The following is a 19,051-nucleotide window of genomic DNA, read 5'->3' on the forward strand; positions in this document are numbered from 1 at the left end:
CGATGTGACAATCCAAGATTGACCCGCAAGGACGGCGCCCGCTGCGCGGGCAGGATAAGTCTCAGTACACGACCACGGTCCGAATGCTTGTCCCCGCATGCATGAGGTCGAAGGCTTCGTTGATGCGGTCCAGCGGCAGTTTGTGGGTGATCATGGGGTCGATCTCGATCTTGCCGTCCATGTACCAGTCCACGATCCTTGGCGTGTCGGTGCGGCCGCGTGCGCCGCCGAAGGCCGTACCCTTCCAGACGCGGCCGGTGACCAGCTGGAACGGCCGGGTTGCGATCTCCTTGCCGGCCTCGGCCACGCCGATGATGATGCTCTCGCCCCAGCCGCGGTGGCAGGCCTCCAGGGCCTGGCGCATGACGGTGGTGTTGCCCGTGGCGTCGAAGGTGTAGTCGGCCCCGCCATCCGTCAGATCAACGAGGTGGGCCACCAGATCGCCGGAGACCGTCGTCGGATTGACGAAATGGGTCATCCCGAAGCGGCGTCCCCATTCCTCGCGGGCGGGATTGAGGTCCACGCCGACGATCATGCCGGCCCCCACCATCTTCAGGCCCTGGATGACGTTGAGGCCGATGCCGCCCAGGCCGAAGACCACGCAGTTGGCGCCGGCCTCCACGTCGGCGGTGTTGACCACCGCGCCGACGCCGGTGGTGACACCGCAGCCCACGTAGCAGGCGCTCTCAAACGGCGCGTCCTTGCGGATCTTCGCCACCGCGATCTCGGGCAGCACCGTGTAGTTCGAGAAGGTCGAGCAGCCCATGTAGTGGAAGACCGTCTGGCCCTTGTAGGAGAACCGGCTGGTGCCGTCCGGCATCAGGCCCTTGCCCTGCGTGGCGCGGATCGCCGTGCAGAGGTTGGTCTTGCGGCTGAGGCAGCTTTTGCACTGCCGGCATTCCGGCGTGTAGAGCGGGATCACGTGGTCGCCGACGGCCACCGAGGTCACGCCCGGCCCCACCTCGACCACCACGCCCGCGCCCTCGTGACCCAGGATCGAGGGAAACAGGCCCTCCGAGTCCAGGCCGTCCAGGGTGTAGGCGTCGGTGTGGCAGATCCCTGTCGCCTTGATCTCCACCAGCACCTCGCCGGCGCGCGGCCCCTCCAGGTCCAGCTCCACGATCTCCAGCGGCTTCTTGGCCTCGAACGCCACGGCGGCCCGCGTCTTCATTGCTCGTCCCTCGACTCGTTAGCGGCCGGCAGCATTTCCGAACCGGGCGGGGAAGTGAAGGCGAATGCGCAGGCGCCGGACTAAGATGTTCGCTCGTCTGGCCCTTATCCTGTTCGCTTCACGTCGGCCGCCTCGAAGAGAGCGATCTGGCCGGCTTGGGCCTTCTTGAATGAGGGGCGATCGGTGGCGCGGGCGACATAAGCCTCGGTCACCGGCCTGTCGCCGAAAGCGCGGACCTTCGGAACCCGCAGCACATCCGCCATCAGCAGGTCTGCGACGGTGAAGCGCTCGGCCGCGAGCCATTCCCGCTCGCTCAGTATCTGTTCGATGTGGTCGAGGCGCTGGCCCATCCATCCGGTAAGGCCATTGTTCTCATCGCCACAGATGTTGAGGAACCACCACGGGACGGTGACCATCTCCATGGAGTTGAGCGCCGCTATGGTCCACTGGAGCGTTTCCGCTTCTCCGACCGGATCGCGCGGCATCAGCTTGTCGCTTTTGCGGGCCAGGTGCAGCAGCCCCGCACCGCTTTCGAATATCTCCAACTCCCCGTCGTTCAGGAACGGAACCTGGCCAAATGGCTGGCGCTCAAGATGATTGGTCTCGCGACCATCGAATGGGATCGTCCGAACTTCGTAGTCGAGATCAGCTTCCTCGCACGCCCATCTCAACCTTAAATCGCGCACAAAACCACGAGGGCCTTCAGGCACCCAGTCGTAGGTCCAGATGATCAGTTCACTCATCGCAACACGCCTTTCCTGGATTGGTGGCAGAACCAGCCCGCGGACCTAGTCGGACCCTGGCGACGTCCGACGAGGGGCGAATCCAGGTATTGGCTCCCGCCCCAAAGGCGGATTCTGGCTGAGATTATGAGCGCGCCCTAGTCTACGATCCGCACCGGCAAGGTCTCGTACCCCTTCACGAAGCTGGACCTGACCCGCCTCGGCTCGGCTACCACCTTGATGTGCCGGAAGCGCTTCAGGATCTCCTCCCAGACGATCTTGAGCTGGAGCTCGGCCAGGCGGTTGCCGACGCAGCGGTGGATGCCGAAGCCGAAGGACAGGTGCTGGCGAGGCCGCTCGCGGTCGATGATGAAGGCCTCGGGGTCCTCGATGGCCGTCTCGTCGCGGTTGCCGCTGACGTACCACATGACCACCTTGTCGCCCTTGGCGATAGGCTGGCCGGCGATCTCGGTGTCTTCCAGCGCGGTGCGGCGCATGTGGGCCAGCGGGGTCTGCCAGCGGATGATCTCGGGGACCATGCTGGCGATCAGGGCGGGGTTGGCGCGCAGCTTGTCGTACTGGTCCGGGAACTTGTTGAGCGCGTAGAGGCCGCCGCTGATCGAGTTGCGGGTCGTGTCGTTGCCGCCGACGATCAGCAGGATGATGTTCCCCAGGTATTCGTCGGGGGTCATGTCGCGCGTGGCCTCGCCGTGGGCGAGCATGGAGACCAGGTCGCCGCGCGGGGGTTCGTTGACCCGTTCGTTCCAGAGCCGAGTGAAATAGGCCAGGCACTCCATCAACTCGGCTTGGCGCGCCTCCTCGGTCTCGCAGAGCCCGCCCGCCATCGGCAGGGTGGTGGCGACGTCCGACCAGCGCGTCAGCCGCCGCCGCTCCTCGAACGGAAAGTCGAACAGGGTGGCGAGCATCTGCGTCGTCAGCTCGATGGAGACCCGGTCGACCCAGTCGAAGGTCTCGCCGCGCGGAAGCTCGTCCAGGATCCGTCCCGCGCGCTCGCGGATGATCGGCTCCATCAGGGCCAGGTTCTGCGGCGCCACGATCGGACTGACCGTCTTGCGCTGCACGTCGTGCCTGGGCGGGTCCATGGCGATGAAACTGGGGCGGCGCAGGTCGGGCCGCGCGTCGCGGATGGTGATGCCGCCCAGGGCCGCCTCGGACGAGAAGACGGCGTGGTTGGTGTCCACCGCCATGATGTCCTGGTAGCGGGTGACGGACCAGTACGGACCGAACTCGCTGTCCCTGCACCAATGCACCGGCGCCTCGCGCCGCAACCGCTCGAAGTAGGGCCAGAAGGCGTCGTTCAGGAACAGGTCCGGATCGCCCGGATTGAGGTCTTCCAGCGGCGTGGAATACGCCAGGCTTCGCAGGTTGGCCGCGCCGTCCGCCATCTTCGTTCCTCCCGAGGCAGGCCCGCGTCTGCCGCCGCGCGGGTCCCTTATCGGCGTTCAGGATGACTCCGATCGCCGCCGAACGCCAAACATCATAGGCTGCGGGGCGGGAGGGACGCGCGATGATCCGGTGGTTGCAAGGCGGGCTGGCCAGCCTCGCGCTCTTCGTGACGGCGGCGCCGACGCACGCGGCGCAGGTCTGCGCCTGGATGGACGAGACCGTGGGCGAGGACGACTACCACGAGCTGGCGCTGTGGCTCGAGGCCGACGACGAGATCGAATTCTACTACAAGATCAAGGGCGAGGGGCTGAGCAGCGAGGGCATGAAGGCCCATTCCCCCAGCAGCGGGACCTTCTTCCTGCGGCCGAAGACGCCCGACAAGCCCTGGGGCTTCGGCTCCACCCTCAGCCCGCCCGGCGACATCGACGTCGTGATCGAGCTGCGCGCCAAGCCCAGGGACATTTTCTCGGACGAGGAGACGCCGCTGCTGGCGTCCTTCACCTTCCGGCGCCACGTGCCCGAGGGCGAGACCCAGGCGCCGAAGGCCTTCGCAACCCGCCAGTGCTCGGTCCTGGCGGCCCCCTAGCGGCGCTGGCCTTGACGCGGGGGCGCCGCGCTACACTGGCCGCATGGAAGCCCTCCGCGCCAGGATCGAAGGCCATCTCGCGGGGTTCGAGCGCGTCGCCCTGGAGACGGGCGAGCGCCGCCGCGCCGCAGTGGCCATCGTGCTCTCGCCGACGAAGAAGGGCCCCGCCTACCTGCTGACGCGGCGCGCCCTGCACATGCGCCGGGGCGCCGGCAACTACGCCCTGCCCGGCGGCAACCTTGAGCCCGGCGAGGACGCCGTCGACGCCGCGCGGCGCGAGACGCACGAGGAGCTGGGGGTGGCGCTGGACCGCGAGGCCGCCCTGGGGCTGCTGGACGACTTCGTCACCCTGGGCGGCCATGTGGTGACGCCGGTGGTGTTCTGGACGCCCGAGCCGCTGAGGCTCACGCCCGATCCCCAGGAGGTGCATGCCGCCTGGTTCGTGCCGCTGGCCGACCTGGATCACCCGAAAGCCCCGCGGGCCGAACCACACCCGGACGGCGGCCCGCCGATCCTGCGGATGTACGCACGCGGCGGCTGGATCAACCCGCCCACGGCGGCCTGGCTCTACCAGTTCCGCGAGGTCTGCCTGCATGGCCGCCCCTGCCGCACCGACGCCATCGGCCAGCCGAACTGGACCGCCAACTAGGCGCGACTTCCACCTAGGCCGTGAACGGTCCACGGTGGGGCGATGATCGCGAGATTCCTCACCGCCCTGCTCCTGGCCGTGCTGCTGACGGCGCCCGCCCAGGCCGCCGACAGGGGCCGCCGGCTGGTGCTGGTCACCCTGGACGGCCTGCACTGGACCGAGCTGTTCCGGGGCGCCGATCCGGAGCGGGCCGCGGACCCCGCCGCCGTCGCCGCCGACCAGCGCCAGGCGATCCGCAGGGCGTTCGTCGAGCCGGCCGACCGGGCGCGGGCGCTCATGCCGTTCCTGAACGAGGTCGTGGCGAGAGAGGGCGTGCTGATCGGGGACCGCGACCACGGGTCGTGCGCGGCGGTCGGCAACGCCATGTGGTTCTCGTACCCCGGCTACAACGAGATCCTGACCGGCAAGCCGGATCCGGCGATCAAGTCGAACACCCATGGCCCGAACGCGAACGTGAGCTTCCTGGCGTGGCTGAACCGCCAGCCGGGATTCGCGGGGCGGGTGGAGGCCGTGGGGTCCTGGCGGACGTTCCGCGACATCCTGGGCGCGCCCGGGAGCGGCCTGCCGGTGAACGCCGGGTGGGAGGACGCGCCGACGCGGACCCCGGCCGAGGCGGCGATCGCCCGATTGCAGGCGGGCTCGGCGCGGATCTGGCCGGAGGTGCGGCTGGACACCTTCACCCAGGCCTATGCCCTGGAGCTGCTGAAGCGCCGCAAGCCCAGGGTGCTGTACGTGGCCTATGGCGAGACCGACGACTTCGCCCACGAGGGTCGCTACGACCAGGTGCTGTGGGCCGCGCAGCGGGCGGACCGGTTCGTGGGCGAACTCTGGAAGGCGCTGCAGGCCGATCCGGCCTATGCGGGCCGGACCACGCTCATCGTCACCACCGACCATGGCCGCGGGACCAACGGCAAGCAGGCCTGGCGCCACCACGGCAAGCCCTTCGCGGAGTCGGATCAGGTGTGGATCGGCGCGCTGGGACCGGACGTGGCGAAGGGCGCACAGCCGGAAGGCTGCGCCTCGTCCAGCCAGATCGCGGCCACGGGGCTCGCCGCGCTGGGGGTGGACTGGCGGGCGTTCGATCCGGCGGCCGGCACACCGCTGGACATCCTGAAGCCCCGAAAACCCTAGGCGGCCTCGGACTTGCGGTCGTCGTCGGCGTCCTTGGGCAGGAAGGCCAGCATGGGCGCGGCCCAGCGTTCGGCGTCCTCTCGTGTGAACCCGCCGGCGGCGTTCACCGACTTGGTCAGGTGGCGGTAGAACTCCGAGGCGGCCAGCGTCATCTTGAAGTCCGTCGCGACCGACTGCAGTGTCGTCGCCTGGGCCAGCATGGCGCGCATGGCCTGCTGGGGGTCGGTCTCCGAGGCGGCCACGGCGGCGCGGACGATCTTCAGCGCCTGGTTGATCTTCTGTTGGTAGGGCGTTTCCGAGCCGTCTGTGCGGCGTTTGAGCGGGCCGGCGTAGTCGCCCGAGTTGAAACGGCGGCGGTCGGGGCCGATGTAGCCCACGCCCTCCACCCAATCGCGGTCCCTGAGCGTCACGGCCTCCAGCCGGCGCAGCAGGTCCTTCATGCTGTAGGGCTTGCGCAGGAACTCATGCACCCCGGCGTCGCGGGCGGCCAGGATCATGCCGGCGGTGGCCGAGCCGGTGATGGTGATGACCGGCGCCTTGCGGCAGGTCCAGGTGGAGCGGCGAAGCTTGCGGGTGAACCCCAGGCCGTCGACGCGCTCGTCGCCCAGCTCGACCACGATAATCTGCGGGTCGCAGGTCTCCGCGATCCTCAGGGCGCGCTCGGTGTTGCCGGCCACCCAGACGTGGCTGTGCGCGATGTCGCGCATCAGCTCGCTGAACAGGCGCGCGCTGGCCGGCTGCGGATCCGCGATCAGGATCCGCTTCAGTTTCGGCTGCATCTTGTCGATGATGCGCTTATCGCCGTCGAACAAGGGTTAGCTCCCACGCACTTCGACGGCCAACATATCGGGCACCGGTAAAGGATCGCTTGATGCGATGGTGCGCGAATCGTCGAAGCGTCAATCGTGGAAGGGGTCGCGCATCAGGATGGTGTCGTCGCGCTGCGGGCTGGTCGACAGCAGGGCCACGGGCGCGCCGATCAGTTCCTCGATGCGGCGGACATACTTCACCGCGCTGGCGGGCAGGTCCTTCCAGGAGCGGGCGCCCTGGGTGGTCTCGCTCCAGCCTTCCATCTCCTCGTAGACCGGCTCGAGCTGGCTCTGCGCCTTGAGGCCGGCCGGCAGGTAGCCGACGTCGACGCCGTTCAGCCGATAGCCGGTGCAGATCTTCAAGGTCGGCAGGCTGTCCAGCACGTCCAGCTTAGTGAGCGCGATGCCGCTGATGCCGCTCAGGGCCACGGACTGGCGCACCAGGGCGGCGTCAAACCAGCCGCAGCGGCGCGACCGGCCGGTGACGGTGCCGAACTCGCGGCCCACCGTGCCCAGGTGCTGGCCCACCTCGTCGCTGAGCTCGGTGGGGAACGGGCCGCCGCCGACGCGGGTGGTGTAGGCCTTGACGATGCCCAGCACATAGCCCGGGCCCTTGGGGCCGAGGCCCGAGCCCGCGGCCGCCTGGCCGGCCACCGTGTTGGACGAGGTCACATAGGGATAGGTGCCGTGGTCCACGTCGAGCAGGGCTCCCTGGGCCCCTTCGAACAACACCCGCTTGCCCGACTTCACGAGGCCGTCCAACAGCAGCCAGGCCGGCTGGGCGAAGGGCAGGATCTTGGGCGCCATGCCTTCCAGCTCCGCCAGGAGGGCGGCGGGGTCCACGTCGGGCAGGCCCAGGCCGCGGCGCAGCGGGCCGTGGTGGGCCAGCAGCCGGTCGATCTTGGCCTCCAGCGCCTCGCGGTCGGCCAGGTCGGCGACGCGGATGGCTCTACGGCCCACCTTGTCCTCGTAGGCCGGGCCGATGCCGCGGCCGGTGGTGCCGATCTTGTTGGTCGCGGCGGCCTCGCGCGCCTGGTCCAGGTCGCGGTGGATGGGCAGGATCAGGCAGGCGTTGTCGGCCAGGACCAGCAGGTCCGGCGTGATCGCCACCCCCTGGCCGCCCAGGGTCTCGATCTCCTTCAGCAGATGCCAGGGATCGACGACGACGCCGTTGCCGATGATCGACAGCTTGCCCTGGACCACGCCCGAGGGGAGCAGCGACAGCTTGTAGGTCTGGTCGCCGACGACCAGCGTGTGGCCCGCGTTGTGGCCGCCCTGGAAGCGCACCACCACGTCGGCGCGGTTGGACAGCCAGTCCACAAGCTTGCCCTTGCCCTCGTCGCCCCACTGGGCGCCGATCACGGTGACATTGGCCATCTGGATACGATCTCCCGACCTGCCCGGAGAAACGTCCCGGCCCTTCGACAGGTGCTCGGCGGGGACGCGAGATCAATTTGCGGCGCCGGTCTAGACGAACTGGCCCTCGCCCTCAAGGGGCCTGCGCGCTATCAGCCGAAACATGGACATTCCGCGCTTCCATCTCGCCTTCCCGGTCCGCGACCTGGCGGAGGCCCGTGCGTTCTATGGGGAGTTGTTGGGCTGCCCGGAGGGACGGTCGAGCCCCGAATGGGTCGACTTCGATTTCTATGGCCACCAGATCGTGACCCACCTGTCGCCGGGTGAGACGTCCCGCGGCGCGACCAATCCGGTCGACGGCCACGACGTGCCGGTCCGCCATTTCGGCGCCATCCTCACCCTGCCGCAGTGGGAGGCTCTGGCGGAGCGGCTCAAGGCGGCCGGCGTCAAGTTCGTCATCGAGCCCAACATCCGTTTCAAGGGCCAGCCTGGCGAGCAGGCGACGATGTTCTTCCTCGACCCCTCGGGCAACGCGCTCGAATTCAAGGCCTTCGCCGACGACAGCATGGTGTTCGCGAAATGAGTTCCGACCTGGCCGTGTCCCTGGCCGACATCGAGGCCGCCGCCGCCCGCATCAAGGGCGTCGCCGTCGAGACCCCGCTGATCGAAAGCCCTGCGCTGAACGAGCGCCTGGGCCTGCGCGTGCTGATCAAGCCCGAGACCCTGCAGCGGGTGGGCGCCTTCAAGTTCCGCGGCGCCTACAACCGCCTGGTCCAGCTCAGCGACGACGAGAAGACGCGCGGAGTCGTCGCCTTCTCGTCCGGCAACCACGCCCAGGGCGTGGCGCTGGCGGCCAAGCTGCTGGGCATCCCGGCCCTGATCGTGATGCCGGCCGATGCGCCCAAGGTGAAGGCCGAAGCCACCGCCGGCTATGGCGCGGAGGTGAGGTTCTACGACCGCCTGACCGAGAGCCGTGAGAAGATCGCCGCCGCCATCGCGGCCGAGCGCGGTTCGATCGTGGTCCCAGCCTTCGACGATCCGCACATCATCGCCGGCCAGGGCACCGCCGGCCTGGAGCTGATGCAGCAGGCGCGAGCCCGCGGCGCGGAGCTGGGCGCGGTGGTCGTGCCGTGCAGCGGTGGCGGTCTGCTGGCCGGGGTCGCCACCGCCGTGAAGGCGCTGTCGCCGACCACCGCCATGGTCGGGGTCGAACCCGATGGCTACGACGACACACTGAGGTCGCTGCAGGCCGGCGAGCGGCGGCCGATGACGCCGACGCACCGCACCCTCTGCGACGCCCTGGAGTCACCCTGCCCGGGCGAGCTGACCTTCCCGATCCTTCAGAAGACGGTGGCCGACATGGCCGTGGTCAGCGACGCCGAGGTGGCCGAGGCGATGCGCTACGCCTTCTCGGTCCTGAAACTGGTGGTCGAGCCGGGCGGCTCGGCTGGGCTGGCCGCCCTGCTAGCCGGCAAGGTCAAGACCTACGGGGCCGGCGCCATCGGCCTGGTGCTCTCGGGCGGCAACGTCGACCCCGAGCAGTTCGCCAAGGTGCTGCGGGGCGAGCTCTAGGGCTTAAGCCCGACTTCACCCGCCCGGCTTAAGAGGGCGGGATGGACCCTATCCGCGCCAGCCTCCCGCCCGGCGCCCCGGCCGTCGAGACGCGCCCGGGCCTGGCGGCGGCCGTGGCCGCGGTCCTGGCGGAGGCCCAGGGCCTGGAGGCGCCGGCCCCTGCCGCCGCCGTCGTCGCGGCGCGGTCGGAGGCCGCCGGTCGGCAGGCCAGCCTCGCGCCCGTCCTCGCCAACCTGGAACGGGCGCTGGGCTCGCCAGCCGTGCCCGCCGCCGTGAAGGCGGCGATCGGCCAGGTGCTGGCGTTGCAGACGCCGACCGACGCGCCCATTACCGCCGAGACCCTGAAACAGGCCGTCTCGCGTTCAGGCCTGTTCCGGGAGGCGCGCCTGGCCAGCGGCGAGCCGGCGCCCATGGACCTGAAGGCCGCCCTGCTGACCCTGCAGCAGGTCCTGGCCCCCACCACGCCGCGCGCCGCGAACCGGCCGCAACGGCCCGGCCCGCCGCCGCCCACCCCCGGCGGCGCGCTCTCGGGCCAGGCCCCCGCCGCCGCGACCCTCGACGCCGACGCCGAGCCCGCCGTCCTCGTCCATCACCTTCGCGGCGATGTGGAGCAGGCCCTGGCCCGCCAGACCCTGCACCAGCTCGCGTCCCTGCCGGACGGCCCCGGCGCCCACTGGATGTTCGAGCTTCCCCTGGCCACGCCGCAGGGGCCGGCGGTCGCCCAGTTCGCCATCGACCGCGAGGACACACGAGGCGCGGACCCCGACGGCCCGGCCGCCTGGCAGGCCCGCTTCTCCCTCGACATCCCGCCGCTGGGCCCGGTCCACGTCAGCCTGCGGATGGACGGCGAGCGGACCGCGGTGACGCTGTGGGCCGAAGAGCCTGGGAGCCTGGAGCGGCTGCGCAGCCGCGGCGGCGAACTGGCCGGCGTCCTGGCCGGCGACGTGGTCTTCCGCACGGGATCGCCGCGGCCGTCCGAACCGCCGCCGGGCCGGCTCGTGGACCGCAGGTCGTGAGCGCGCCCGAAACCCCGAAGGCCGCGAAGCCCAGGCTGGCCGTCGCCCTGCGCTACGACGCCCCCAGCGCGCCGAAGGTGGTCGCGGTCGGCCGCGGCGAGCTGGGCCAACGCATCGTCGACACCGCCCGCGCGCATGGCGTACCGGTGCAGGAGAACCCTGCGCTCGCCGAGGCTCTGTCGACCATCGAACTGGACGAGCACATCCCGGCGCAGCTCTACGAAGCCGTCGCGGTGATCATCGCCTTCATCCTGCGGGCGTCGGCGCAGCCGCCGGCGAGTCCCAAGACGGGCTAGAGACGATCTTCCGGCAGGGGCTGGCGAGGCGCTTCACGGGGCGTGACGAGGCGGGCCAGCCGGGGCTTCAGCCAGTTCTCGAAGTCATCCACGAACTCGTAGACCACCGGGACCAGCACCAGCGACAGGATCGTCGAGGTGATCAGGCCGCCGATCACCGCCACGGCCATCGGCTGTCGGAACTCCGAGCCCTTCTCCAGGGCGAAGGCAGTGGGCAGCATTCCCGCCGCCATGGCCACGCTGGTCATGATGATGGGCCGCGCCCGCTCGCGGCAGGCTTCGATCAGCGCCTCGCGCTGGGTCATGCCCTCGCGCTCGCGCTCGATGGCGTACTCGACCAGCAGGATCGAGTTCTTCGCCGCCAGGCCCATCAGCATCAGCAGGCCGATGAGCGAGGGGATCGAGAGGGACAGATTGAAGACCAGGAGCCCCAGGAACGCGCCGCCGATCGCCAGCGGCAGCGCCGCCAGGATGACGATCGGCTTGAAGAACGAGCGGAACAGCAGCACCAGCACGCCGAAGATCAGCGCGATGCCCGCGAACAGCGCGACCGCGAACGACTGCATCATCTCAGTGAAGGCTTCCTGCTGGCCGGTCTCGGCCGGCCTCACGCCCTCGGGCAGCTTCTGCATGATCGGCAGCTTCTTCACCGCCTCCCCCGCCTGGCCGAGTTCCACGCCGTTCAGTTCGGCCTGAACCGTCTGCTGGCGCTGGCGGTTGAGACGTTCGATCCGCGCGGGGCCGGCCTGGAACGCCACGTCGGCCACGGTCTCGAGGGTCGTGGTCCCGCCGCTGGCCGTGGGCAGGCGAAGCGACTTGATCCGCTCGAGGTCGGCGCGCGCATCGGCCGGCAGGCGGATGCGGATCGGAATGCGGCGCTCGCCGGCGGTCAGCTTGGCGACGTTGGCGTCGATGTCCCCGACCGTGGCCACGCGGGCCGCCTGGGCGATGACGTCGGCGGAGACGCCCAGCCGCGCGGCTTCGGCGTAGCGCGGCCGGATCACCAGTTCGGGCCCGGTGGGCGGCACCGAGGGGCGCGGCTCGGCCAGGACGTCCAGCGTGCGCATCTGGCGTTCCAGCTCGGTCGAGGCGGCCAGCAGCTTGGCCGGGTCCTCGCTGGTCAGGATCTGCTGGTAGCCGGCGGACCCCTGGAAATCGAGGAAGTTGACCCGGGCGTCGGGGATCTCGCGCAGCTTGGGCCGCAGCGCCGCGCGGATCTCATCGCCGCTGGAGTGGCGCTTGGGATCGAGCAGGACGTTCAGGCTGGCCGAGCGCAGGTCGCTGCCCCCACCGCCGCCGGCGAACGGATTGGAGGGGCCGGACGAGCCGACCTCGACGAAGACGTCGGTGACCGAGGGGTCGGTCTTCACCGCCCGCGTCACCCGCTGGACCGTGTCCTCCATGTCCTTGGCCGTGGCGCCGGGCGGGCCCTGGACGCTGATGAACAGGTAGTCCGGATCGCCGGCCGGCTGGAAGCCGGACGGCAGGAAGAAGACGATCGTGCAGGAGGCGATGAAGGCCACCAGGCCCGCGAAGGAGGCGACGATGCGATGGTCCAGCGCCCATTGCAGCGCCCGGCGGTAGAAGCCGGGCATCGGCTTGCGGACTTCGGGGTGGCTGCTGGGCTTCAGCAGATAGGCCGCCATCAACGGCGTCAGCAGGCGCGCCACCAGCAGCGAGAACAGCACCGCCACGCAGACGGTCAGGCCGAACTCGCGGAAGAACTGGCCGACCATGCCGGTCATGAACGAGACCGGGGCGAACACCACCACGATGGCCGCCGTGGTGGCGACCACGGCCAAGCCGATGGCGTCCGCGCCCTGCATGGCCGCCTCGTAGGGCCGCATCCCGGCCTTCACCCGCTTTTCGATATTCTCGATCTCGACGATGGCGTCGTCGACCAGGATGCCGATGACCAGGGTCAGGCCCAGCAGCGTCACCACGTTCAGCGAGAAGCCGAGCATGTTGATGACGAAGAAGGTCGGGATCAGCGACACGGGCATGGCGAAGGCGGTGACCATGGTCGCCCGCCAGTCGCGCAGGAACAGCCAGACCACGAAGGCGGCCAGCAGCATCCCTTCCAGCAGCACGTGCTGGGTGGCGCGGAAGCTGTCGCGGGTCTCCTGCACCGTGGTGAAGATCCGGGTGAACTTCACCCCCGGCCGTTCCTTCTCGACGGCGGCCAGCTTGGCCAGGACGGCGTCCTCGACGGCGATGTCCGAGGCGGCGCGGGTCTTCATGACCTGGAAGCCCACCACCGGGCGGCCGTTCAGGCGGGCGAAGCCGCGGACCTCGCCGGCGCCGTCGCCCACCTCGGCCACGTCGGTCAGCTTCACGTAGCCGCCGGCGCCGGTGGGGATGGTCATCTCGCGGAGCTGCGCCAGGGTGGTGGCGGCGCCCAGGACCCGCACGGTCTGCTCGCGCCCCCCCACTTCGACCCGGCCGCCCGGCACGTCCAGGTCGGCGGCGCGCAGGGCGTTGTTGATCTGCGAGGCCGTCAGGCCGCGGGCGGCCAGCTTGTCGGGATCGACCACGACGTTGATCTCGCGGGTCACGCCGCCGACGCGGCGGATCTGGGCCACGCCCTTCACCGCCTGCAGCGCGCGCGACATGGTGTCGTCGATGAACCAGGACAGCTCGACGTCGGACATCGCCGGCGCCTCCACCGCGAAGGTGGTGATCGGCAGGCTGTCGAAGTCCACCCGCTGGACCAACGGCTCGTCGATCTCGCGCGGCAGGTTCGGCCGGATCTGATCGATCCGGGTCTGGACCTCGTCGGTCTTCTTCTGGAGATCCTCGCCGATCTCCAGCTCGATCATCGTGCTCGAGACGCCCTGGGTGACGGTCGACTGGATGTTGCGGACATTGGGGATGGAGGACACGGCGTCCTCCACCTGGCGGGTGATCTGGGTCTCGATCTCGCCGGGGGCCGCGCCGCTCTGCGTCACCGTGATCGACACGGCCGGAAACGTCACGTCCGGGAAGTTCTTCACCGCCAGGCCGAAGTAGGCGATCACGCCCGCCAGCACGAGGCCGATGAACAGCACGCTGACCGGCACCGGGTTCTTGATCGCCCAGGCCGAGATCCTGAGCCCGCCGTGGGAATCGTGGGGCTGGCTCATGATCCTACTGCTTCTTCGCCGGGGCCGCCGCCGGCGCCGGCGCGGCGCCTTCGGTCGGGCGGACCAGGTCGTTGTCGAGCAGGAAGGCCGCGGCGTTCTGGACGACGCGCGTGCCCGGGGCCGGGCCGCGGACGAGCTGGACATAGCCGCCGCCGCGCGGGCCGGTCTGCACCGCCACGCGCTTCACGCGGTTGTTGTCGGCGACGGTCATGACGCTGGCGCCGTCGGCGTCGTAGCGGATCGCGGTCTCGGGGACCGCCAGCGCCTGGCCGGCCGCGTCGGAGAACATGGCGCGGGCGAAGCCGCCGGCGCGGATGTCGGAGCGCACCGGCAACAGGACGCGCACCTGGCCCAGCTTCGTATTGGGGTCGATCTGCGGGCTGATCAGGCGGACCCGGCCCTGCGCCACGCCGCCGCCCGGCAGGACGACCGTCGCGGTCTGGCCGATCCGGACCCGCGCCAGGTCGGCTTCGCCCAGCTCGGCGGAGAGCTCGACCTGGCCGTCGCGCGCCATGCGGAACCAGGGCGTGGTTCCGCCGGCCGACAGGTCGCCGGGCCGCACGGTCTTTTCGAGGATCAGGCCCGACACCGGGGCGGTGACCGACAGCTTGCGGCGCTGGGTCTGCAGGTTGCGCAGGTTGGCGTTGGCCGCCTGGGCCTGGAACCGCCGCTGGGCGATCTGTTCCTGGCTCAGCACGCCCTGGCCGTCGAGATCGGCCACGCGCTGGGCCTGGTCGTTGGCCTGGGCGGCCTGGGCCTGGGACGCGGCGATCTGCGCCTCGAGCAGGGCGGGGTCGAGCTGGACCAGGACTTGGCCGGCGCGGACATAGTCGCCCACGTCCGCCAGCACGCGGGAAACCCGGTAGCCGGTCACTTCGGGCAGGACCGCAGCCTCTTCGCGCGGCAGCAGGTTCCCGGAGGCGGCGAGCGCGCCGACGATGGGGCGCGACTCCACGCGGACCACGCGCACGGCGCGGGCCTGGTCCTTCTCGGAGACCTTCTCCGGCGGCTTCTTGCACGCGGCGAGGGCCAGCACGGCGGCCAGGGGCAGGAGGACTTTCGCGAGCTTCATGCGTCGTCTCATTTGGCGGCGTAGGCCTGGACAGGCCAGCCGCCGCCCACGGCCTTGTAGGCCTGGACGGAGCGGCGGAGCGCCTGGACCTGGGCCGACGTCAGCTGGGTGCGGACGGCGCGCCAGGACTGTTCGGCCGAGAGGGTGGAGGAAAGGTCGGTGAGGCCGCGGGCGTATCCCGTGCGGGCGGCCTGGTAGGCCTTGGCCGCGCGGGCCTCGCCGTCGGCCAGCAGGGCCACCCGCTTGCGGTCGGCCTCCAGGTTCACCAGCGCGCCCTCGGCTTCCTGGAAGGCCGTCTGGACGGTCTTCTCATAGGCGGTGACGGCCTGTTCGGTGCGGGCGTTCTGGACCTTCAGCTCGGACAGCAGCCGCGGGATCGACAGCACCGGCTGCATGATCGAACCGCCGATCGACCAGTTCGAGGTCTCGGTCGAGAAGCCCGGCTGCTCGATGCGCGACCAGCCGAGGCCGGGACTGAAGGTGAAGGTCGGGAAGAAGGCGAGCTGCGCCAGCCGCTGCTGCCCGGCGGCCGAGCGGACCGCCGCCTGGGCGCCGCGCACGTCGGGCCGGCGCTGCAGCAGGTCGCTGGGCAGGGCGGCGGGCACGGCCGGCGCCTGGCCCACTTCCGGCGGGGTGTCGATGTTGGCGGTCGGCTCCACCATCCGGCCGGCGAGGATCAGGATCGCGCGCTTCTGGACCTGGAGCTGGGCCTCCAGCCCGGCGATCTGGGCCTGGGCCTGGGCCAGGTCGCCGGCGATGCGGTCGGGCTCGGTGGTGGCGGCCAGGCCGTTGGCGGCGCGCTTGGCGGCGACGTCGTAGAGGTCCTGCTGGATCCGCGCGGTCTCGCGGGCGTCGGCGAGCTGGATCGCCAGGCCGCGGGCCTGGAACCAGGCGTCGGCGGTGTCCGCCGCGATCTGGGCGCGGGCGGTCTCGTAGGCGTAGCGGACCCGGTCGACCTCGGCGTTGGCGGACCGGTAGGCGAACAGGGCGCGGCCCCATGGGTCCAGTTCCCAGCTCACGTCGAAGCCGGCGGTGTACTGGCGCGACACGCCGCTGGTGGAAAAGCCCGGAATGCTGGCGGCCGAGCCGCCGATCTGCTCGGTGTCGGTGCGCCGGCCCTGGGCCGTTGCATCGCCCTGCGGAAGGTATTGCAGGATCGCGCCGGTCCGCTGAGCCTTCACCTCGTCGAGGCGGGAACGGGCCGTGCGAACGTCAGGATTTCGGAGCAGCGCCTGTTCGATCAGCGACGACAGTTCGGGATCGCCATAGGCGGTCCACCAGGTGTCGAGCGCGATCGCGCCGGCCGGGACGCCGGCGGGCGCCTCGTAGGCGGCGGGCAGGCTCACGTCCGCCTTGCGCGGCGTGGCGCAGGCCGTGAGCGCGACCGCGATCGCGGACAGGACAGCGTAAGGGCCGGTGCGGCGGAACATCGTCGTCAGGCTCTTGGAACCGGCGTTGTTGAACAGGACTTGCATCCCCGGCGCAATCGCTGCGCAGGGCCCCATATTTCCCGACATCGCCTCCGCCAGCGACTCTTGCGGCCACCGTGCGGAAAGCCGTCTGACTTAAACTCTGTATGATGTAAAGTGTTTTATCTGTAATGTGGCTGGGACAATGACGCGGGAATTCGCAGGCGGGGGAGACCCACAGCGCAGCATCGACCTGCTGTGGGGCGTCACCGAGCCCGGCCGACGGGGCCCCAAGCCGCGCTATTCCGCCGGTCAGGTCGTGGAGGCCGCCGTCGCCGTGGCCGACGCCGAGGGGCTGCAGGCCATTTCCGTGCGCCGCATCGCCCAGGAGCTCGGCGTCTCGCCGATGTCGATCTACACCTATGTACCCTCCAAGGCCGAGCTGGTCGGGCTGATGTTCGATCGGATTCTGGGCGAGGTCGGCGATGCCCCGCCGGAGGGCCGCGGCTGGCGCGAGGCGCTCACCCACATCGCCTGCGAACGCTGGCGGCTGACCGAACGCCATCCCTGGATGCTGGACCTGGCGCTGCATCGCCCGCCGCTGGGGCCGAACCTGATCGCGCGGCACGAGGTGGCGCTCCGGAACCTGGACGCGACCGGCCTCGACGACCTGACCAAGGACCTGGTGATCGACGTCCTGCACAGCTTCCTGGTCGGCGCCCTCCTGGAGGCCCGCGAGGCGCGGGAGGCCGAGCGGGTCAGCGGCATGACCGACGAGCAGTGGTTCGCCATGGCCGAACCCGCCCTCACCGCCCAACTCGACGCTGCGAAGTTCCCGCACGTCCTGCGCCTGGGCGACGCGTGGCGCAGGGCCGACAAGGCGCTCGTCGCCGACCCCATGTGGCGGTTCAAGTTCGGCCTGGGCGTGGTGCTGGACGGAATCGGAGCTCTGATTCAGGCCCGCGCCGGCGGGGCCTAGCCGATCGCCCGGCAGCACTCTAGGGTCGCGCAACTTTTCGCCCCCAGTCGAGTGCGTTGATGCAAAAGCTTCTCCTCAGCGTGGCCCTTTCGGCCCTGTTCTCCAGCGCGGCCATGGCCGCCTCCCCGACACTCGACGTCGGCCGGATCATGACCGACATCAAGGTGCTGTCGTCCGACGAATACGAGGGCCGCGCGCCGGCCAGCGAGGGCGAGAAGAAGACCGTCGCCTACCTGATCGAGCAGATGCAGAACGCCGGCCTGCGACCGGCCGGGGACCTGCAGAAGGACGGCGCGCGCGCCTGGACCCAGGACGTGCCGCTGGTCCGTTCGGCCACCAAGGGCCCGGTCAACGTCAGCGTCACCCTGGGCGGCGAGACCAAGACCTGGACGCAGGGCGAGGACATCGCCATCCGCGCCACCATGATCGGCGACCACCTGACCGTGAAGGACGCCCCGGTCGTGTTCGTCGGCTATGGCGTCAAGGCGCCGGAGCGCAGGTGGGACGACTTCAAGGGCGTGGACCTGAAGGGCAAGGTGGCCCTGGTCCTGGTCAACGACCCCGACTTCGAAACGGGCGAGGGCGACTTCGGCGGCAAGGCGATGACCTACTACGGCCGCTGGACCTACAAGTTCGAGGAGGCGGCCCGCCAGGGCGCGATCGGCTTCCTGGTGATCCACGAGACCGCACCGGCCTCCTACGGCTGGGCCACGGTCAAGAACTCCAACACCAACGAGATCTTCGACGTGATCCGCAAGGATCCCAGGACCGACCACGCACCGCTGGAAGGCTGGGTCCAGAAGGACAGCGCCGTGGCGATGCTGAAGGCCGCCGGCCTCGACTTCGACGCACTCAAGAAGCAGGCCCAGACCCGGGCGTTCAAGCCGGTGGAGCTGAAGGGCGTGACCTTCTCGACCGACTACGCGGTCGACGCCGAGAAGGTGGTCTCGCACAATGTCGTCGGCGCGATCCCGGGCGCGAAGCACCCCGACGAGCGTGTCTTCTACACCGCCCACTGGGACCACCTGGGCGTGGGCCTGCCCGACGCCAAGGGCGACAAGATCTACAATGGCGCGCTCGACAACGCCTCGGGCACGGCGATGCTGCTCGAACTGGGCCGCACCTTCGCCAAGGGGCCGAGGCCGGACCGCACGGTGGTCTTCATGTCCGTGACGGCCGAGGAGAAGGGCCTGCTGGGCTCGGAGTACTACGCCTCGGCGCCGCTCTACCCGCTGGCCACCACGGTGGGCGTGATCAACATGGACGGCGTGGGCCCGAACGGCCTGGCCAAGGACTTCACCACCTCGGGCGACGCCCCGCTGACCCTGCAGGACGAGTTGATCACGGTGGGCAAGGCGCACGACCGCTACTACAGCCCCGACCCGCGGCCGGAGGCGGGCAGCTTCTTCCGCTCGGACCACTTCCCCTTCGCCAAGGTCGGCGTGCCGGCCATCAGCTTCGGCGGCGGCCAGGACCTGGTCGAAGGCGGCAAGGCGGCGGGGATCGCCAAGCGCACGGCCTACACCGCCAACCAGTACCACCAGCCCGCCGACGAGTTCGACCCGAACTGGGACCCGAAGGGCTTCCAGGCCGACGGAACCCTGCTGTTCGAACTGGGCCAGCACCTGGCGAACAGCCGCAACTGGCCGGAGTGGAAGACGGGCGCGGAGTTCAAGGCCGAGCGCGACAAGACCAAGGCGAAAAGGAAGTAGGCGGCGGGCGCGGCGCTGGGCCCGCGCCTCGCCCGCGCGGAA

The 19,051-nt window shown here is 70.2% G+C and carries 17 protein-coding genes; 9 read left to right on the forward strand and 8 right to left on the reverse strand.

All coding sequences use genetic code 11. The features are described from left to right. Positions 1-61: 61 nt before the first annotated feature. The 3 genes from EPO51_RS25885 to EPO51_RS25895 all read right to left on the reverse strand — a co-directional run bounded on the left by EPO51_RS25885 (position 62) and on the right by EPO51_RS25895 (position 3,299). The gene (locus EPO51_RS25885) at positions 62-1,171 is read right to left on the reverse strand and encodes an S-(hydroxymethyl)glutathione dehydrogenase/class III alcohol dehydrogenase (RefSeq protein ID WP_293356767.1); all 1,110 of its coding nucleotides are present in this window, start codon (positions 1,169-1,171) and stop codon (positions 62-64) included. A 104-nt stretch (positions 1,172-1,275) separates the two neighbouring features. Continuing rightward, positions 1,276-1,914 (reverse strand): glutathione S-transferase family protein, encoded by a 639-nt coding sequence (locus tag EPO51_RS25890; protein ID WP_293356769.1) that lies wholly within the window; start codon positions 1,912-1,914, stop codon positions 1,276-1,278. Between the two features lie 137 nt (positions 1,915-2,051). Further along, positions 2,052-3,299 (reverse strand): cytochrome P450, encoded by a 1,248-nt coding sequence (locus EPO51_RS25895; protein WP_293356771.1) that lies wholly within the window; start codon positions 3,297-3,299, stop codon positions 2,052-2,054. A gap of 122 nt (positions 3,300-3,421) precedes the next feature. Here EPO51_RS25895 and EPO51_RS25900 point away from each other — a divergent pair, with 122 nt between their 5' ends. The 3 genes from EPO51_RS25900 to EPO51_RS25910 are packed head-to-tail and all read left to right on the forward strand — an operon-like array spanning position 3,422 to position 5,666. After that, a complete protein-coding gene (locus tag EPO51_RS25900) occupies positions 3,422-3,886 on the forward strand; it encodes a hypothetical protein (protein ID WP_293356773.1) in 465 nt (154 codons plus the stop codon). 43 nt (positions 3,887-3,929) lie between these two features. Then, on the forward strand, positions 3,930-4,535 hold the full coding sequence (locus EPO51_RS25905; protein WP_293356775.1) for an NUDIX hydrolase: 606 nt from the start codon (positions 3,930-3,932) through the stop codon (positions 4,533-4,535). Positions 4,536-4,577: 42 nt separating this feature from the next. Continuing rightward, positions 4,578-5,666 (forward strand): alkaline phosphatase family protein, encoded by a 1,089-nt coding sequence (locus tag EPO51_RS25910; protein WP_293356777.1) that lies wholly within the window; start codon positions 4,578-4,580, stop codon positions 5,664-5,666. Here EPO51_RS25910 and EPO51_RS25915 read toward each other — a convergent pair. Together EPO51_RS25915 and EPO51_RS25920 are read right to left on the reverse strand one after the other, a co-directional pair. Further along, positions 5,663-6,478, reverse strand: coding sequence for a response regulator (locus tag EPO51_RS25915; protein WP_293356779.1), 816 nt, complete (start codon positions 6,476-6,478; stop codon positions 5,663-5,665). The two genes, EPO51_RS25910 and EPO51_RS25915, sit on opposite strands and share 4 nt — an antisense overlap. 87 nt (positions 6,479-6,565) lie before the next feature. After that, positions 6,566-7,852, reverse strand: a complete 1,287-nt coding sequence (locus EPO51_RS25920; RefSeq protein WP_293356781.1) for an adenylosuccinate synthase — start codon at positions 7,850-7,852, stop codon at positions 6,566-6,568. Positions 7,853-7,994: 142 nt separating this feature from the next. Between EPO51_RS25920 and EPO51_RS25925 the strand changes: the two genes are divergently transcribed. Genes EPO51_RS25925 through EPO51_RS25940 form a run of 4 tightly spaced genes read left to right on the forward strand, consistent with a single transcriptional unit; the run spans position 7,995 to position 10,715 of the window. Beyond that, the gene (locus tag EPO51_RS25925) at positions 7,995-8,414 is read left to right on the forward strand and encodes a VOC family protein (protein ID WP_293356783.1); all 420 of its coding nucleotides are present in this window, start codon (positions 7,995-7,997) and stop codon (positions 8,412-8,414) included. Beyond that, positions 8,411-9,403, forward strand: coding sequence for a threonine ammonia-lyase (locus EPO51_RS25930; protein ID WP_293356785.1), 993 nt, complete (start codon positions 8,411-8,413; stop codon positions 9,401-9,403). The genes EPO51_RS25925 and EPO51_RS25930 overlap by 4 nt, the downstream gene beginning before the upstream one ends. A 41-nt stretch (positions 9,404-9,444) precedes the next feature. Beyond that, on the forward strand, positions 9,445-10,419 hold the full coding sequence (gene fliK, locus EPO51_RS25935; RefSeq protein WP_293356787.1) for a flagellar hook-length control protein FliK: 975 nt from the start codon (positions 9,445-9,447) through the stop codon (positions 10,417-10,419). Further along, positions 10,416-10,715, forward strand: coding sequence for an EscU/YscU/HrcU family type III secretion system export apparatus switch protein (locus EPO51_RS25940; protein WP_293356789.1), 300 nt, complete (start codon positions 10,416-10,418; stop codon positions 10,713-10,715). Before fliK ends, EPO51_RS25940 begins: the two co-directional genes overlap by 4 nt. Here the strand turns inward: EPO51_RS25940 and EPO51_RS25945 are convergent. Genes EPO51_RS25945 through EPO51_RS25955 form a run of 3 tightly spaced genes read right to left on the reverse strand, consistent with a single transcriptional unit; the run spans position 10,712 to position 16,384 of the window. Further along, positions 10,712-13,837: an efflux RND transporter permease subunit gene (locus tag EPO51_RS25945; RefSeq protein ID WP_293356791.1), complete on the reverse strand. Its 3,126-nt coding sequence runs from the start codon at positions 13,835-13,837 to the stop codon at positions 10,712-10,714. The genes EPO51_RS25940 and EPO51_RS25945 overlap by 4 nt on opposite strands. A 4-nt stretch (positions 13,838-13,841) precedes the next feature. Further along, entirely contained in the window at positions 13,842-14,909 is a 1,068-nt protein-coding gene (locus EPO51_RS25950) for an efflux RND transporter periplasmic adaptor subunit (RefSeq protein WP_293356793.1), read from the reverse strand. Positions 14,910-14,917: 8 nt separating this feature from the next. Further along, positions 14,918-16,384 carry an efflux transporter outer membrane subunit gene (locus tag EPO51_RS25955; RefSeq protein ID WP_293356795.1) on the reverse strand — a complete coding sequence of 489 codons (1,467 nt, stop codon included), beginning with the start codon at positions 16,382-16,384 and terminating at the stop codon, positions 14,918-14,920. 139 nt (positions 16,385-16,523) lie between these two features. On the opposite strand from EPO51_RS25955, the gene EPO51_RS25960 reads away from it, so the two are divergent. Further along, positions 16,524-17,297 (forward strand): TetR/AcrR family transcriptional regulator, encoded by a 774-nt coding sequence (locus EPO51_RS25960; RefSeq protein ID WP_293356797.1) that lies wholly within the window; start codon positions 16,524-16,526, stop codon positions 17,295-17,297. Between the two features lie 59 nt (positions 17,298-17,356). After that, complete coding sequence (locus tag EPO51_RS25965) at positions 17,357-19,009, forward strand: M28 family metallopeptidase (protein WP_293356799.1); 1,653 nt, start codon at positions 17,357-17,359, stop codon at positions 19,007-19,009. Positions 19,010-19,051: the final 42 nt, after the last annotated feature.

The sequence above is a fragment of the Phenylobacterium sp. genome, from assembly GCF_004297125.1.
Taxonomy (GTDB): Bacteria; Pseudomonadota; Alphaproteobacteria; order Caulobacterales; family Caulobacteraceae; genus Phenylobacterium.

What these genes read in the sequence shown, in the direction of transcription:
- EPO51_RS25885 (WP_293356767.1), bottom strand. Translation starts at nt 1,171, where the DNA reads ATGAAGACGCGGGCCGCCGTGGCGTTCGAGGCCAAGAAGCCGCTGGAG.
- EPO51_RS25890 (WP_293356769.1), bottom strand. Translation starts at nt 1,914, where the DNA reads ATGAGTGAACTGATCATCTGGACCTACGACTGGGTGCCTGAAGGCCCT.
- EPO51_RS25895 (WP_293356771.1), bottom strand. Translation starts at nt 3,299, where the DNA reads ATGGCGGACGGCGCGGCCAACCTGCGAAGCCTGGCGTATTCCACGCCG.
- EPO51_RS25900 (WP_293356773.1), top strand. Translation starts at nt 3,422, where the DNA reads ATGATCCGGTGGTTGCAAGGCGGGCTGGCCAGCCTCGCGCTCTTCGTG.
- EPO51_RS25905 (WP_293356775.1), top strand. Translation starts at nt 3,930, where the DNA reads ATGGAAGCCCTCCGCGCCAGGATCGAAGGCCATCTCGCGGGGTTCGAG.
- EPO51_RS25910 (WP_293356777.1), top strand. Translation starts at nt 4,578, where the DNA reads ATGATCGCGAGATTCCTCACCGCCCTGCTCCTGGCCGTGCTGCTGACG.
- EPO51_RS25920 (WP_293356781.1), bottom strand. Translation starts at nt 7,852, where the DNA reads ATGGCCAATGTCACCGTGATCGGCGCCCAGTGGGGCGACGAGGGCAAG.
- EPO51_RS25925 (WP_293356783.1), top strand. Translation starts at nt 7,995, where the DNA reads ATGGACATTCCGCGCTTCCATCTCGCCTTCCCGGTCCGCGACCTGGCG.
- EPO51_RS25930 (WP_293356785.1), top strand. Translation starts at nt 8,411, where the DNA reads ATGAGTTCCGACCTGGCCGTGTCCCTGGCCGACATCGAGGCCGCCGCC.
- fliK (WP_293356787.1), top strand. Translation starts at nt 9,445, where the DNA reads ATGGACCCTATCCGCGCCAGCCTCCCGCCCGGCGCCCCGGCCGTCGAG.
- EPO51_RS25945 (WP_293356791.1), bottom strand. Translation starts at nt 13,837, where the DNA reads ATGAGCCAGCCCCACGATTCCCACGGCGGGCTCAGGATCTCGGCCTGG.
- EPO51_RS25950 (WP_293356793.1), bottom strand. Translation starts at nt 14,909, where the DNA reads ATGAAGCTCGCGAAAGTCCTCCTGCCCCTGGCCGCCGTGCTGGCCCTC.
- EPO51_RS25955 (WP_293356795.1), bottom strand. Translation starts at nt 16,384, where the DNA reads ATGCAAGTCCTGTTCAACAACGCCGGTTCCAAGAGCCTGACGACGATG.
- EPO51_RS25960 (WP_293356797.1), top strand. Translation starts at nt 16,524, where the DNA reads ATGACGCGGGAATTCGCAGGCGGGGGAGACCCACAGCGCAGCATCGAC.
- EPO51_RS25965 (WP_293356799.1), top strand. Translation starts at nt 17,357, where the DNA reads ATGCAAAAGCTTCTCCTCAGCGTGGCCCTTTCGGCCCTGTTCTCCAGC.